Consider the following 15,109-nt stretch of genomic DNA (forward strand, 5'->3'; position numbering starts at 1 on the left):
CGGGGCTTCATCTGGAAGGAAGAGACAATGAATCACTACACACGCTGGCTTGAGCTAAAAGAACAAAACCCAGGTAAGTACGCGCGTGACATCGCAGCATTAATGAATATCAGCGAGGCAGAGTTAACCTTTGCCCGTGTGGGCCATGACGCGGTGCGTCTTGCCAGCGACGTGCGCGACATCCTTGCCACGCTGGAAACCGTTGGCGAAACCAAGTGCATCTGCCGTAACGAATATGCGGTGCACGAGCAGGTTGGCGAATTCACTAACCAGCACCTGAGCGGCCATGCGGGGCTGATCCTCAATCCGCGCGCGCTTGACCTGCGCCTGTTCCTGCACCAGTGGGCCAGCGTTTTCCACATCAAAGAGATGACCGCGCGCGGCGAACGCCAGAGCATTCAGTTCTTTGACCATCAGGGCGATGCGCTACTGAAAGTCTACGCCACCGAGCGCACCGACATGACCGCATGGGCCAATGTGCTGGCGCGCTTTATCATTAGCGACAATACAACCCTGGTGCTGAAACCTGCTGAAGAAGCCGCCAGCGAAAGCCACGCCGACGCCGCAACCGTTGATAGCGAATGGCGTGCGATGACCGATGTGCATCAGTTCTTCACCCTGCTGAAGCGCCACAACCTGACGCGTCAGCAGGCATTTTCGCTGGTCGGCGACGATCTTGCCTGCAAAGTGCCTAACAGCGCGCTGGCACAAATTCTCGATAACGCGCGTCAGGACGCCAATGAAATTATGGTGTTTGTCGGCAACCGTGGCTGCGTGCAAATCTTCACCGGCGTGGTGGAAAAAGTGGTGCCGATGAAAGGCTGGCTGAACATTTTCAACCCGGCGTTCACGCTGCATCTGCTGGAAGATCATATTGCCGAAAGCTGGGTCACCCGCAAACCGACCGCTGACGGCCACGTCACCAGCCTGGAAATTTTCGCCCACGACGGCACGCAGATTGCCCAGCTTTACGGTCAGCGTACCGAAGGCCAGCCGGAACAGTCCCAGTGGCGCAAACAGATTGATGCCCTCACGGCGGAAGGGCTGGCAGCATGAAAAAATGGCTCGCCCTGCTGGTCGCCCTGCCCGTCGCGGCGCTGGCAGCTCCGCAGGAGAAGATCGTCGCCCTGGGCGGCGACGTGACCGAGATTGTTTACGCACTCGGGGCGCAGTCTTCGCTTGTCGCGCGTGACAGCACCAGCCAATGGCCGCCGGAGGCGGTCAAACTGCCGGATGTGGGTTATCTGCGCCAGCTCAATGCAGAAGGTATTCTGGCGATGCGCCCAACGCAGGTACTCGCCAGCCAGCAGGCGCAACCGTCTCTGGTGCTCAAACAGTTGGAGCAGAATAAGGTGCTGGTGATCAGCGTGCCGAGCCGTAACGATCTCAGCGTGATTGATGAGAAAGTGCAGGTCATCGCTCGCGCCACACACCAGGAAGCCGAAGGCGAAACGCTGCGCAATAGCGTGCGTCAGGCTATTGCCACGCTGCCCACCACGCCGCTCGATAAAAAAGTGCTGTTTATTCTCAACCATGGCGGCATGAACGCAATGGCCGCCGGGCAGCAGACGGCGGCAGATGCGGCCATTCGCGCTGCCGGGTTAACGAATGCGATGCAGGGCTTTGCCCGCTATCAGCCACTGTCGCAGGAAGGCGTGATCGCAAGCCAGGCCGATCTGGTGGTGATCCCCGCCGACGGTTTAGCAGCGATGGGCGGCGAAGCGAATCTGTGGAAGTTGCCGGGGCTGGCGCAAACGCCCGCCGGGAAGCACAAACAGCTTCTGGCGGTAGATGATATGGCGCTGCTCGGATTTAGCGTGCGTACGCCGCAGGCGATTCAGCAGTTGCGTTCTAAAGCGGAGTCGCTGCCCTGATGCCCCGGCGGATCACCTTCGCCCTCATTACGCTTGCGCTGCTGCTGACGGTGGGGACGCTGGCAGCAAGCGGTTTTGGCGCGTTGCGCCTGCCGCTTAGTCTGCTGTGGAATAACAGCGATGACGCGTTGCGGCAAATCTGGTTCACCATTCGCCTGCCGCGCGTACTGCTGGCGCTGGTGGTGGGCGGCTCGCTGTCGCTGGCGGGCTGCGTGATGCAGGGGCTATTCCGCAATCCGCTGGCCGATCCGGGCCTGCTCGGTATCAGTAGCGGCGCGGCGCTGGCGGTGGCGTTGTGGGTGGTATTACCGCTGACGCTGCCGCCGCTGATCATGCTTTACGCCCCCATGTTAGCGGCCTTTTTCGGCGCGCTGGCGGCAACGGTGGTTATCTTCCTGCTTAGCCGCCAGCGGGACAGTTCGCTGTCGCGCTTGTTGTTAGTCGGCATCGCCATTAACGCCCTGTGCGGCGCGGCGGTGGGCGTGCTGTCGTGGGTGAGCAACGATGCGCAACTGCGCCAACTTTCCCTGTGGGGGATGGGCAGCCTGGGGCAGGCACAGTGGTCAACGCTGCTGACCGTTGCCTCCCTGATGGTGCCCACCGTGTTTGTTATCTGGCGTCTCGCCGCTGCGCTGAACTTGCTCCAGCTCGGTGAGGAAGAGACACACTATCTCGGCGTGGACGTGCAATCGGTTCAACGACTGTTGCTGGTATGCAGCGCCCTGCTGGTCGCCGCTGCCGTCGCGGTGAGCGGTGTGATTGGCTTTATCGGCCTGGTGGTGCCGCACTTAATCCGCATGTGGCTGGGTGCCGATCACCGTGCTGTTATCCCCGGTTCGGTTCTCGCGGGCGCTTTACTGCTGCTAATCGCCGATACGTTTGCCCGCACGCTGGTGGCGCCTGCGGAGATGCCGGTCGGCCTGCTGACCAGCATTCTTGGCGCACCGTGGTTTTTATGGCTGATTTTCCGTCGCGGAGGGCAACATGGCTGATTCACTGAGCATAAAAAATCTCCACTACCGCGTGGCAAACCGGTTGATCATCCGTGATGTGTCACTCAGCCTCGAACGTGGTGAACTGTTGGCGCTCATCGGCCCCAACGGCGCGGGAAAATCGACGCTGCTGCGCTTACTGACCGGTTATCTTGCGCCTGCTGGCGGCGAGCGCTGGCTGGCGGGGAAAACGCTGGAAAGCTGGGAGGCCAACACGCTATCCCGCCTGCGCGCGGTGATGCTTCAGCAGACGCAGATGGGCTTCGACTGGCCGGTTGAAGCGGTGATTGGCATGGGACGCATGCCGTGGACATCGCAGCCGGAAAACGCCGTGATTCAGCAGGTGATGCAGCTAACCGAATGTCTGCCGCTGGCGGGACGGCGTTATGCCTCGCTGTCTGGCGGTGAACAGCAACGTGTACAACTGGCGCGCGCGCTCGCACAGCTATGGTGTGAGGGTTCGCCGCGCGGCTGGTTATTTTTAGATGAGCCCACCTCTGCGTTGGATCTGTTCCATCAACAGCATCTGCTGCGGTTGCTAAAACGGCTGACCCGTCAAGGGGAGCTACACGTGTGCGTGGTGCTGCATGATTTAAACCTTGCCGCGCTGTGGGCAGACAGAATTGTGCTGCTATATGACGGAATGATTGTTTCGCAGGGCACGCCTGATGTGGTGTTACAGGCAGAGACGCTGGCGCGCTGGTACGGCGCCGAGGTGCAGGTACGGACGCATCCCGACTGCGGTGCGCCGCAGGTGTTTTTAGCGCGGTGATATTGCCGGGAGGCGCTGCGGTTTTCTCCCTCTCCCTGTGGGAGAGGGCCGGGGTGAGGGCATCAGCGCGCGCATTTCCCCCTCACCCTAACCCTCTCCCTCCAGGGAGAGGGGACTGATTGTGCACAATGTTAAGTCCTGCGCCGGTTTTCTCCCTCTCCCTGTGGGAGAGGGGACCGATTTGCAACGGTGTTAAGGCCTTACCAGCCGTATTTCACCCCCAGCATCCCCTGGGTGTCGCTGTAGCCCTTGTCGCCCATCTGCACGCCCACGTTGCCCCACACGCTCAGGTTTTGACTCAGCTTCCCTTCCACACCCGTGCGCACTTCGCCCAGGTTGCGCGAGCCGTCGCGGCTGACGCGTACCCCGTCCATCCGCACGCCGTAGGTTTCACTGTTGTAAATCCAGTTCGCTTCCATGTACGGCTGGAACTCGCGACCTTTCCCTTCATCCTGCTTGTGATGGCTGTTGAGGAAGGTCTTCACGCCCAGACGCGTCTGCACATTACCGTCGCCCTCGCTGCGGATGCGCGTGCCGTCATGACGGGTGTGCGCATCATCCTTCACGCCCATCCATGTCACCTGCGCCTGCGGCTGCACGTACCAGCTGTTCAGCGTGCCCGCGCTGCCGCTGAACTCGCCCGCCTTCAGCGTATAGCCCGCTTCCAGTGAGGCCGTCAGCCCCTTCGACCGGTAGTCGTCGCGCTCGCGGTCATCCGCTTCCACGCTGTTGTCGAACCAGCTGTACAGCAGCCAGCTGTCCACGTACGCCCCGCTGCGGTCGGCTTCGTTCTGGTACCACGTGCCATACACCCCGGCGCTGTAGCCGCTGACGCGTCCGTCAGAGTCATAGCCCGCCCGGTCGCTGCGGGTGTTACTGTGCGCGTTGGCGTAGCCGCCCATCACGCCCAGGTGGAAACGGTCCTGCCCGCTGGTGCTCCACTGCGCCACTTCGCCGCCCACCTGTAACACGTAGCGGTTGCTCTGCGTTTTCAGCTGGCCATCGCCCGCCTGCGAACGCTCATGCCCGCCGACGTGACGCATCCACAGGCTGCCCGCGAAGCTGTCCTCGTCATGCAGCCCTTCCGTGTACTGCGGCTCGCCCAGACGGTCGTGCAGACGGTGCGTGAAGAAGCTGTTGGCCGTCGCCAGGTTGCTGATGTAGCTCCCCGCTTCCGGTCGCAGTACCGATGGCCCGGTCGGGTCCACAATCGGCGGCTGTACCGGCGTGATGCCGCTCCACTTACTGGTCAGATACCAGTTTGCGGCGTTATCGCCCTGCCCTTTCGCCAGCGTATACACCCACGCGCCCGCTTCCACTGTGCCGGTGGTCAGGGCGAAGTTACCCGCCGAATTACCGCCCACGTTCACCAGTTCAATACCGTTGGTCGTCTGCGCCCCAAGGCCGCCGACATTATTCACCTGCACGCGGGTATTTCCCGCCGTATCGCCCTTCACCATCAGCTTATCGGTGGCCGACTGGTCATCGCCCAGCTCGGTATTGAAGGCCATCAGGCCGTTATTGCCCGTGTAGTTGCCGTTCACCACCAGCTGGTTGCCCGGCTGTGCGCCCGGCTGGTTCATCAGCACCGTGCCGCTGTTATGCAGATTGCCGCCCACCGTGGTATTCGCCACCGCCAGCGTACCGCCCTGACGGATATCCATATCCCCCGCCGTGCTGCCAAAGCCTGAGAGCATCGCCCCGTCGTGGATATTCACCTGCTGGCTCGCCATCGCCACTGCGCCATCTGCATCCGCGCCGAGCGCCAGCCCGCCGCCGGTGATGTCCGTGGTGCCGGTGTACCCCGCCGAATCCGCCGTTAACGTCAGCGTGCCGCTGCCCTGTTTGTTCAGGTTGCCGCTGCCGGAGACCGTATGGCTCAGCGTCCAGTCGCTGTCGGTAGCCACCGTCAGCAGGCCGTTGTCCGTCACGCTCGCCGTACCGAGGTTCGCCGCGTCCGTGATCGTCATGGCGCTGTTCCCATCGATACGGAACTGCCCGCTGAACCCCTGGTTGTCGCCGGAAACCGCCACAGCCGAGGCCTGCGCCACGTCAACAATGCCCGCGCCGCTCAGGCTGTTGAGCAGCTCCCCGGTGACGCCGTTCAGCGTCAGGGTGCCGTCATCAGTCACGTTGCCGCTGCCCGCGCCCTGCGCATCGTTCAGCACCACTTCCGCTGCGCTTTCGATGGTGGTGGTGGCACTCAGACCCACGTTCGCCCCGTCAATCGTCAGCACGCCGCCCGCCACGCCGAGATTGCCCGCCCCGGTCAGGCTGCCCTGGCTGGTGCCGCCGTTCTGCAGCGTCAGGCTACCGCCGTTGAGCGCCAGCGTGGAGCCTGTTTCTCCGCTCAGCCTGCCCGCCGTCTGCGTGGTACCGTTCAGGTCGGCAATAGCACCGTCACTGATAACCAGCGCCGAGGTGTTGCCCAGCGCGCCGTCCGCATCGGTGCGCAGTGTACCCGCCTGCACCTGCGTTTCGCCGCTGTAGCGGTTACTCGCGTTCGACAGGGACACCAGCCCGGCGGTATTGATGCCAAGATTTCCCTCGCCGGAGATAGCGGCCGACATATCTGCCGCCGCCCCCTGCGCCCCGGCGTGCTCTGCCAGCACCAGCGTTTGCCCGGCGTGGATATCCAGCGCCTTCAGGCCGTAGTTGACATACAAACCATCACCCGGCGCGGTGGTCAGGCGGAAACCGTAATCCCCGTCCGCCACTACCGTGCCGTTCTGCGCAATGGCGACGCGTTCATTTTCTGCCACCGCGTCACCGTTCTGGTCGGTCAGGGTCAGCGCGCCGCCCGAGCCGGTGACCTCCTGCGCCTGCACCAGCTGTACGCTTATGTCCGTGTCATCCTGCTCCAGCAAGTTCAGCGTGGTGTCCGGGTTCATCGCACCCGGATCGTTCCACGGACTGGCGACGGTTACCTGCACCGTGCCCGTATCCGCCGTCAGCGTGCCGGTCTGAATCGCGCCCTGCGCCAGGGTATTGGCGGGTATCTCGGTGTTGAAAATCAGTTTGCCGCCGTTGAGATGCAGACCGCCAATCTGTTGTGCGCCGTCGCCAACGGTGGTGGTGTTGCCCGCATCCAGCTTCAGCGTCGCCTGAGCCAGCGTCAGAGTATTGTCGCCGGAAAGATCGAAGATGCTGTTTTTAAGCTCTGCCGTACCGGTAAAGGCGCTGCCGGTGGTGTCGGTAAAGCTGAAGGCGTTATCCGCGCTGGCGAGATTAACCTGCAGCAAGCCGTTACCGGTCAGCGCGTTGCTCAGGGCATAGCCGCCAGAAGCCTCACTGGCTCCCGTCACCGAGAGCGTACCCGCATCAGCAATATTCACCGCGCTGCTGCCCAGCCCGGTGTTGCCGGTGCTGGAGTGCGAGGCCACGGTAAGCGTGCCGCCGTTCACCTCCGTGCGCCCGCCGTAGGTATTTTCGGCGGTAAGGACGGTGTGACCCGCGTCCTGAATGACCGCGCCACTCTCGCCTGAGATCAACGGATTAAAGGCATAGCCCGTTGCAGAATCATCGGTATGATTAAAGACCAGCGAACCATTGCCCGCACCGAATGCCACGCTGTCGGCGCCAATAAGATGCCCGGCTACCGCCGCGATATCATCGTGCGCCGCGCCGATATTGAGCGAGCCAGTGCTTCCCTCAGCAAAACCCAGCAAGACGCTTCCATTCGTCAACGCCAGCGTGCCTTCATTGCTGAGCGTCACTGCGCCATCGCCGTGTGCGCCGATATCGATGGTGGTGCCTCGCAGCAGTGAACCTTCTCCATCCACGTTCACGCGGCCCAAAGCACGATCGTTAGTCCCGACGCTAATCGCATCTTCGCCGTTAACCTGGCCACCCGAGGCAATATTCAGCGTACCGTTGCCCGTTACGCCTACCTGTAAGTTACTCGCGACGTTCCACTGTCCGTTGGTATTCACGTTGACCGTGCCAGTGCCATCAAAATAGGTGGCGACCTGCCCGGTAGAAGCGGTATTAACGACACCTGCATCGGTGATATTCAGGGTTCCCTGCCCCGCATGGCCCACACGTAAAGCAGCAGAGTTCATCACCGCTCCCGCGCCGTTCACATTCAACAGGCCGACCCCGGTGTTATTGACCCCCACCGTGGTACCGCCTGCGGTAACCGTACCTTCGCTCGCAATATTGAGCGTGCCGTTCCCCCAGTCACCTATCATCAGGGTTTGCGGGCTGTTACCCGCCGAGACAACATTCCATTGGCCTTTGGTGCCCACGTTCACTACGCCGACACTGTCCCCCACATCGCCAATGGTCGCCGTCGAGGACGTGTTCACTTCAGCGGCATCGCTGATATTGAGGGTTCCAGCGCCTCTCTCGGCGATGATGATTTCAGCGGTATTGAGTTGGGAGCCTTCGCCTTTGACGTCCACTCCCCCCGTGGCCATTTCCCAGCGCGCCAGCGAGACGTCTCCGGCATCCACTTTACCGCCGCTGGCAATGTTCAGCGTACCATTTCCGCCAGTGCCGACGACCAGCGTTTGCGCGCTACCGCTATTATTGGTCAGATTCCACTGACCGTTCTCTGTGACACTGACTACGCCGACAGAATCGCCATTAAGCCCGATCGCGCTTGCGCCGGTGCTCTGCACGACGGCAAGGTTGGAGATCGACAGGTTACCTGTTCCAGAATCGGCAACAACCAGTTCGGCGGTGGTCATTTTCGATTCTTCGCCGTCAACGGTAACGATGCCCTGCGAGTCGGCACGCGAGCCAATGAAGGTATCTCCCGCGATGACCTTCCCTGCGCTGTTAATGTTGAGCGTCCCGGATCCCGATTGCCCCACCAATAACTGCTGGCCATTAAGCACTTCCCACTCACCGCCGGTAGATACCGTCACGGTGCCCGTTCCCGTTGCACTGCGGGCAATAGTGCTGTTGCCATTGCTGTAGACAACGCCGAAATCGGAAATAGTCAGTTCACCCTCGCCATAATCACTGACGCGCAAGGAGGTGGTTGTGAGTACTGATCCACTCCCCGATACGGTGGCGCACCCCTTGCCATCCTCAAAGCTTCCGAGCGTCATGACGCCGGTTGTCACGCTGCCGTTCGAATTAATGTCTAAGGTGCCGGTACCGTGATAACCGATATTCAAATTCGGCAACTGCCCCGTCTTGTTAATAAGATCCCAACGACCATTATTCGACACCTCAACCGCCCCCACAACGCCAGTACCAGAGGCAATAATGGTATCTTCAGTCGTGGTAACACGCCCTTCATTACGGATCGTCATGGCACCATTGCCAGACCGACCAACATACATACCGGCAGTGCTAAGGGTGGAGCCCGCTCCATCAACGAGCAACGTTCCGTTCCCGCCAGTGCGATAACCCAGGTCGGTATCACCTGCGGTGACTGTTCCGCCACTCAGTACATTCAATGTGCCGGTACCGCTATCACCAATTGAGAGCCTGGCCAGGACCAGATTCCAGATCCCCGAGCCCTGTACGGTGGCAGTACCGACGCCAGTTGCATACGCGCCGATAACCGATGCTCTCGACGAACTGGTTATACTGCCGCCGTCAGTGATTATCAGTGTTCCGTTAGTTTGATTCCCAACAACGACGCCCTCAACCGTCAGCGCATTGCTATAGGTACGACTATCGCCATTATCGATAGTGAGAACTTCAGCCTGCACGGTGCCGGATAGCGCCAGCATGACCAGCAGTGGCAGAGGACGAAAAGATTTAACGCTCAGCGCAGCGTATCCGGGTGAAACCGTTACTGCTTGCTGAACAGACGCGGTTTTACCCAGTCGACGAGTATGCTCCGAGCAAACCTGATAAACACGTAAGGTGCAATTCCAGACAACGCGGTAGATCTTATTCATTATTATTACTCCTTGTTTTGGTGCTCTCACAGACAATACCAGCAGTCGGCTAACCTTTTGACAGGCGAGCAGAAGCCGTAAACGCTTAAAAGCGTTATATTTCAGTGCAATGCATTCATTCCTTTTACTTATTTATCTTATAAATTCGCCACATCAAAATAAGATAATAAGAAAGAACGAGTATTAAGACTCATTCCAGACAGGTGATATTTTTATTTCAGCTCAATACGCCCCCCCTCAGAAGGCGGCGACTTACTTAACCTGTTAATAAAAATGACGCCCCAGTTTCACATCGTCAAAAAAAGCTGTCAACATCGCCACAACGAAGCAAACATTGAATTAATAACATTAAGAAACCATTTAGAAGAAAAATTCTTATCCCTACCTTTTATAAAAATCAAGCGCCGCTTTCAGCACATTCATCGCTACAATTTGCACTCAGAAATTTAAATGCACATTTAGGATTTACACACCTAAAAATGCTATTTTCACAACATTCACCCACAGCACAAATTGCCAAATACGGCGAATTAATGACCAGTAATTGATTAGCCATGAGAATGAGTATCTTTTATGCCAGCTTCGAATCATCGAAACATTCGCTTTCGAATAAAATATTTGTTTGCGCAGAAAGCATGAAACTTTGCGCAATCTTGCCATCTCACGCTTACCGCCAGAGCACGTCTTTCCTGGGTTTTTAGCAATATTCAGTAACAAATGAAATGCTATTCCCATCTTTAAATTGCACTTAAGATGCACGCCGTTAACTATAAGAATCCTAATTAGTTGACTGATCAATCATTTCACAACTCACAACACTTAAACAACACTTAAGACTACGAACTTAAAGCAGGGGCAAGATGGAATTTAGGGTGATGCTCAAATCGTATTTCGAGCAGGTCAGATGCAAGTCAGATTTTCTTACTTTTTCAACAGAACTCCGGCGTAATAACGTTTCTTACTACATCTATTTTGTAGCAACAGGAAACGTTAAAGTGATAACAACTTCCGATAATTACGTTTCCGTTGAAGGAGGCCGAAGGATTATAAAAATAAGCGCCAACGCCAGTAAATTTTTAACGCGCGTGGCGGCGAAAAGACACTTCGCGGGTAAAACATCGTATGAGCAGTATTGTTTAGAGTTAGCGAACGCGGGGGTATTTAAATGGATTGTGGATTTAAATGAAAACAGGCGTTTTTACTGGTCGAAGGACAATCTTCTGCTTTACTGCGAGAATGTTCTTCCCTGCGAAGAAGCAACAATGTAAACGGACGCAACTGTTCTTTCATCTGCAATAAAAAAAATCGGCGCTTACACGCCGATTTTCAAAGAGACATAGTTACGCGTTGGTTACTGGTTTCTGCTCATTTGGCGCTTGAGTATTCGCCAGCATACGGCGTACTGGCACGATCAGCACCATCAGAACCGCCGCACAAATCAGCAGCGCGATAGAGCAGCGTGCAAAGAGGTCTGGCAGCATATCAAGCTGGTCGGCCTTCACATGACCGCCAATCAGGCCCGCCGCGAGGTTACCCAGCGCACTGGCACAGAACCACAGCCCCATCATCTGGCCGCGCATTCTTTCCGGTGCCAGCAGAGTCATGGTCGCCAGGCCAATCGGGCTCAGACAGAGTTCACCCAGCGTCAGCATCAGAATACTGCCTACCAGCCAGAAAGGCGATACACCCGCCCCGCCGTTGCTCAGCACGTTCTGCGCCGCCAGCATCATCAGGCCAAAGCCTGCAGCCGCACACAGAATACCAATCACAAACTTGGTGATACTGCCCGGACGGATGTTTTTGCGCGCCAGCATCGGCCATGCCCAGCTAAATACCGGAGCCAGCAGGATGATAAACAGGGCATTGATTGACTGGAACCATACCGCCGGGATTTCGAAATCGCCGATCATGCGGTTGGTGTAGTCGTTGGCAAACAGGTTGAACGAGGTCGGTTTCTGCTCGAAGGCTGACCAGAAGAACGCGGCGGAAACCAGCAGAATAAAGCACACCAGCAGACGCGCGCGCTCTTTACGGTTCAGGCCGGCAAAGACAAACAGATAGATAAAGTAGAGTGCGACCGACGCGGCAATGACGTACACCAGCACGCTGGCGACCGCGACCGGATTAATAACAATGACGCCTTGCGCAATCAGGGTAATGATAATTGCCACACCAACAGCCAGCGCCAGCAACCACGCGCCTACACCATTTTTCTTCGCTACCGGGTTATTCCAGGTGGAGTCGAGACCCACTTCGCTGTCATAACGCTTCATCGACGGCACGGCAAAGACGCGGAAGATAATCAGCGCCACCAGCATCCCGATGCCCCCGATACCAAAGCCCCAGTGCCAGCCGTGTGACTTAATCAGCCAGCCGGAAATCAGCGGCGCGATAAACGAGCCCATGTTGATGCCCATATAAAACAGCGAGAAGCCGCCGTCACGACGCGCATCACCCTTTTTATACAGCGTGCCGACCATCACCGAGATACAGGTTTTGAACAGGCCGGAACCCAGTACGATAAACATCAGGCCGATAAAGAACAGGTTGTTCCCCATAAACGCCGACAGCGCGATGGAGAGGTGACCCAGCGCGATCAGAATCGAGCCATACCAGACTGCTTTTTGCTGACCAAGCCAGTTATCCGCCAGCCAGCCGCCCGGCAGTGCCGCCAGGTACATGGTCCCGGCGAAGATCCCCACAATAGCGGAAGCGTTTTCACGCGCCAGCCCCATCCCGCCGTCATAAACGGTTGCCGCCATAAACAGAATCAGCAGCGGGCGAATACCGTAAAACGAGAAACGCTCCCACATCTCCGTAAAGAAGAGTGAGCCGAGCGGATAAGGATGACCGAAGAAAGTTCGGCTTTCAGTATTATTCACAGAGGAACGCATAGATTCTCCCAAAAGAGGTGTGTTGTCTTGCTTGCAAGCGCCGTCATGCACGCTGGCCCTTTATCAGACGGGTCAGTCATTTACATAAGGCAAAATATTATTTAACCATTTAGCAACCGGATACTAATTTTGTCCGGCTGAGAACACAAAACTTTAAGATAAAAACTCGACAACTGTCTAGTTTTAAAGATTTTATGTCACGACATATCGTTATTTTATTGACATCGTCTGGGATAAACCGCCGGGGTACATCCATTTTCCGGGTGATTATTCCGGGTATTTTCGCTTTTTTAATGTAAGTCCTGTTCGTTTCGAGGGATTTTTCTTCCTTCAATAACGCTCTACTCTCCTGTTTGTTATGTCACAACTGAATCTATGCAGGCAGGAAAAATGAATAACCTTCAATCACGTAAAACCCTCATCGCACTGGCAATCACCTTTGCCTCCGTTACAGCCCCCTTTGGCACATCCGCCGCGTCTGTACCGGTATCTACGTCTCTGGCGCAACTCCCTTCCGATCGCGCTATTGGGCACCCTGAGGTCGTCGCAACATTCACAGGCGCAATGCCCACAGGCGTCACCGTGACCGAAACCGGGCGTATTTTTGTCAATTTCCCGCGCTGGGGAGACGATGTGCCCTTCACCGTTGCCGAAATCAAAAACGGCAAAGCGGTTGCTTATCCGGATGCCGCAGTAAATAAAGCGGATAATGCCCGCCCTGGTGAGCATTTCTTGAGTGTGCAGAGCGTCGTGGCCGATGGTCAGGGAAAACTGTGGGTCCTGGATACAGCTGCCCCCGGATTTTCAAAACCGGTTGAAGGCGGTGCGAAACTTGTCGCGATTGATTTACAGAGCAATAAAATTGTTAAAACGATCGTCTTGCATTCTGATGTCATTCTGCCCGCAACCTATATCAATGATGTACGTTTTGATTATCGTGTTGGTAAGGCAGGCGTCGCTTATATTACTGACTCTTCGTTATCCGGAACGGGGGGAATTATTATCGTGGACCTGGATTCCGGCAAAGCGATGCGCCGTTTAACGGGCGATCGTTCAACCTCCCCTGAAAAAGGTTTCGTGCCGGTTGTTGAGGGTGAAACGCTGCTTCAGCGTCATCCGGACGGTACTACCGCGCCATTTAGCGTAGCGTCGGATGGTATTGCCCTTTCCGCGGATGGAAAAACACTTTATTACTGCCCGCTGTCAGGGCGCCATCTGTATGCCATTTCAACAGAATTACTGCGCGACCCGACTATTACCGAGGCGCAATTATCCGCAGCAGTGCAGGATCTGGGTGAAAAAGGCGCGTCAGATGGTCTCGAAAGCGATGCTAACGGGGCGGTTTATGCTGGCGATTATGAACGCAACGCCATCCGTAAAATGGATAAAGACGGTACCTGGCAAACCATCGCCCATGGCCCGCAAATTCTGTGGCCGGATACGCTTTCTGTCGGGCATGATGGCTATCTCTACTTCACGGTAAACCAATTGCATCGTCAACCCGGATTCCATCAGGGTAAAGATATGCGCCAGAAACCCTATTCGCTGTTAAGAATTAAAATCGACGCCGCTCCAGTAAGCACACATTAATCTTCTTAAGCCCCTCTGGCAGGGGCTTAAATATCACCTGCGATTCAAAGAAAAATCTCAATTAAATATCTGCTGAAACGATTTCATATAGGCTTAATAGTTCTGGTTATTTATGTACTGCTATCAAGGAGCAGCTCACATACATCATTCATGAAGTATTATGCGAGGAGATATTTATGGCCGATCGCGACACACTCAACCCTCAATTCCCACGTCCTCCTTTTCAGACGCAAACTCAGCAGCCGCCTGGTCTGGATTCAAAAATGATCCCGGAGCCCGATCATGGCGAAAAGAGTTATCGCGGCAGCGGTCGTCTGAAGGATAAATGTGCATTAATCACCGGGGGTGATTCCGGGATTGGACGCGCGGTAGCCATTGCTTACGCCCGAGAAGGCGCGAATGTCGTCATTAATTATCTGCCGGAAGAAGAGTCTGATGCCAAAAGCGTCATTGAGGTCATGAAAGCGGAAGGGGTTAACGCGGTGGCGATCCCGGGTGATTTGCGGGATGAAAATTTCTGTCATTCGCTGATCGAACAGACGGTAGAGCAACTGGGTAAACTGGATATTCTGGTGAACAACGCCGGGCGACAGCAGTATTGTGAATCGCTGGAAGATCTCACCACCGAAGCGTTTGACGCCACATTCAAAACCAACGTTTACGCGGCTTTCTGGCTGACCAAAGCCGCACTTCGTCACCTGAAGGCGGGCGCGTCTATCATCAATACCACATCCGTCCAGGCGTACAAACCCAGCCCAATCCTGGTTGATTATGCGCAAACCAAAGCGTGCCTGGTGGCACTGACCAAATCGCTGGCTAAGCAATTAGGGCCTCGTGGGATACGGGTTAATGCGGTAGCGCCCGGGCCGTACTGGTCGGTATTGCAAACCAGCGGCGGGCAGCCGCAGGAAAAAGTCGAGCAGTTCGGTGCAGACTCTCCGCTGGGCCGCCCGGGGCAGCCGGTGGAAATTGCGCCGCTGTATGTGTTGTTTGCATCCGACGAGTGTTCGTATGCTTCCGGGCAAGTTTGGTGTTCAGATGGCGGCACCGGAACATTGTAATTGCCTGATGGCGCTGTGCTTATCAGGCCTACGGACCGCAGATAATCCGTAGGTCGAGTAAGCGC

9 protein-coding genes are annotated in these 15,109 nt (G+C 56.6%); 7 read left to right on the forward strand and 2 right to left on the reverse strand.

All coding sequences use genetic code 11. The features are described 5' to 3' along the window. Nucleotides 1-27: 27 nt before the first annotated feature. From chuS to F0Q32_RS14105, 4 genes are read left to right on the forward strand one after another with little or no spacing between them, the layout of a single operon-like run. A complete protein-coding gene (gene chuS, locus F0Q32_RS14090) occupies nucleotides 28-1,056 on the forward strand; it encodes a hematinate-forming heme oxygenase ChuS (protein WP_149463574.1) in 1,029 nt (342 codons plus the stop codon). Beyond that, nucleotides 1,053-1,874 (forward strand): hemin ABC transporter substrate-binding protein, encoded by an 822-nt coding sequence (locus F0Q32_RS14095; protein WP_149463575.1) that lies wholly within the window; start codon nucleotides 1,053-1,055, stop codon nucleotides 1,872-1,874. The genes chuS and F0Q32_RS14095 overlap by 4 nt, the downstream gene beginning before the upstream one ends. Continuing rightward, nucleotides 1,874-2,866 carry an iron ABC transporter permease gene (locus F0Q32_RS14100; protein ID WP_149463576.1) on the forward strand — a complete coding sequence of 331 codons (993 nt, stop codon included), beginning with the start codon at nucleotides 1,874-1,876 and terminating at the stop codon, nucleotides 2,864-2,866. Before F0Q32_RS14095 ends, F0Q32_RS14100 begins: the two co-directional genes overlap by 1 nt. After that, entirely contained in the window at nucleotides 2,859-3,638 is a 780-nt protein-coding gene (locus F0Q32_RS14105) for a heme ABC transporter ATP-binding protein (RefSeq protein WP_149463577.1), read from the forward strand. Before F0Q32_RS14100 ends, F0Q32_RS14105 begins: the two co-directional genes overlap by 8 nt. A gap of 200 nt (nucleotides 3,639-3,838) precedes the next feature. On the opposite strand, the gene F0Q32_RS14110 is transcribed toward F0Q32_RS14105, so the two are convergent. Then, on the reverse strand, nucleotides 3,839-9,499 hold the full coding sequence (locus F0Q32_RS14110; protein WP_149463578.1) for an autotransporter outer membrane beta-barrel domain-containing protein: 5,661 nt from the start codon (nucleotides 9,497-9,499) through the stop codon (nucleotides 3,839-3,841). A gap of 860 nt (nucleotides 9,500-10,359) precedes the next feature. On the opposite strand from F0Q32_RS14110, the gene F0Q32_RS14115 reads away from it, so the two are divergent. Next, nucleotides 10,360-10,767, forward strand: a complete 408-nt coding sequence (locus F0Q32_RS14115; RefSeq protein ID WP_149463579.1) for a DUF1398 family protein — start codon at nucleotides 10,360-10,362, stop codon at nucleotides 10,765-10,767. A 72-nt stretch (nucleotides 10,768-10,839) separates the two neighbouring features. On the opposite strand, the gene F0Q32_RS14120 is transcribed toward F0Q32_RS14115, so the two are convergent. Next, nucleotides 10,840-12,393: a peptide MFS transporter gene (locus F0Q32_RS14120; RefSeq protein ID WP_149463580.1), complete on the reverse strand. Its 1,554-nt coding sequence runs from the start codon at nucleotides 12,391-12,393 to the stop codon at nucleotides 10,840-10,842. Between the two features lie 390 nt (nucleotides 12,394-12,783). On the opposite strand from F0Q32_RS14120, the gene F0Q32_RS14125 reads away from it, so the two are divergent. Next, complete coding sequence (locus F0Q32_RS14125; RefSeq protein ID WP_149463581.1) at nucleotides 12,784-13,983, forward strand: L-dopachrome tautomerase-related protein; 1,200 nt, start codon at nucleotides 12,784-12,786, stop codon at nucleotides 13,981-13,983. A 176-nt stretch (nucleotides 13,984-14,159) separates the two neighbouring features. Beyond that, nucleotides 14,160-15,044, forward strand: coding sequence for an SDR family oxidoreductase (locus F0Q32_RS14130; RefSeq protein ID WP_149463582.1), 885 nt, complete (start codon nucleotides 14,160-14,162; stop codon nucleotides 15,042-15,044). The last annotated feature ends 65 nt before the right edge of the window (nucleotides 15,045-15,109 follow it).

It is taken from the genome of Pseudocitrobacter sp. 73 (assembly GCF_008369545.1).
GTDB classification, from domain to species: Bacteria; Pseudomonadota; Gammaproteobacteria; order Enterobacterales; family Enterobacteriaceae; genus Pseudocitrobacter; species Pseudocitrobacter vendiensis.

Coding starts and splice junctions, on each gene's coding strand:
- F0Q32_RS14115 (WP_149463579.1), top strand. CDS start 10,360: ATGGAATTTAGGGTGATGCTCAAATCGTATTTCGAGCAGGTCAGATGC.
- chuS (WP_149463574.1), top strand. CDS start 28: ATGAATCACTACACACGCTGGCTTGAGCTAAAAGAACAAAACCCAGGT.
- F0Q32_RS14110 (WP_149463578.1), bottom strand. CDS start 9,499: ATGAATAAGATCTACCGCGTTGTCTGGAATTGCACCTTACGTGTTTAT.
- F0Q32_RS14120 (WP_149463580.1), bottom strand. CDS start 12,393: ATGCGTTCCTCTGTGAATAATACTGAAAGCCGAACTTTCTTCGGTCAT.
- F0Q32_RS14100 (WP_149463576.1), top strand. CDS start 1,874: ATGCCCCGGCGGATCACCTTCGCCCTCATTACGCTTGCGCTGCTGCTG.
- F0Q32_RS14130 (WP_149463582.1), top strand. CDS start 14,160: ATGGCCGATCGCGACACACTCAACCCTCAATTCCCACGTCCTCCTTTT.
- F0Q32_RS14105 (WP_149463577.1), top strand. CDS start 2,859: ATGGCTGATTCACTGAGCATAAAAAATCTCCACTACCGCGTGGCAAAC.
- F0Q32_RS14095 (WP_149463575.1), top strand. CDS start 1,053: ATGAAAAAATGGCTCGCCCTGCTGGTCGCCCTGCCCGTCGCGGCGCTG.
- F0Q32_RS14125 (WP_149463581.1), top strand. CDS start 12,784: ATGAATAACCTTCAATCACGTAAAACCCTCATCGCACTGGCAATCACC.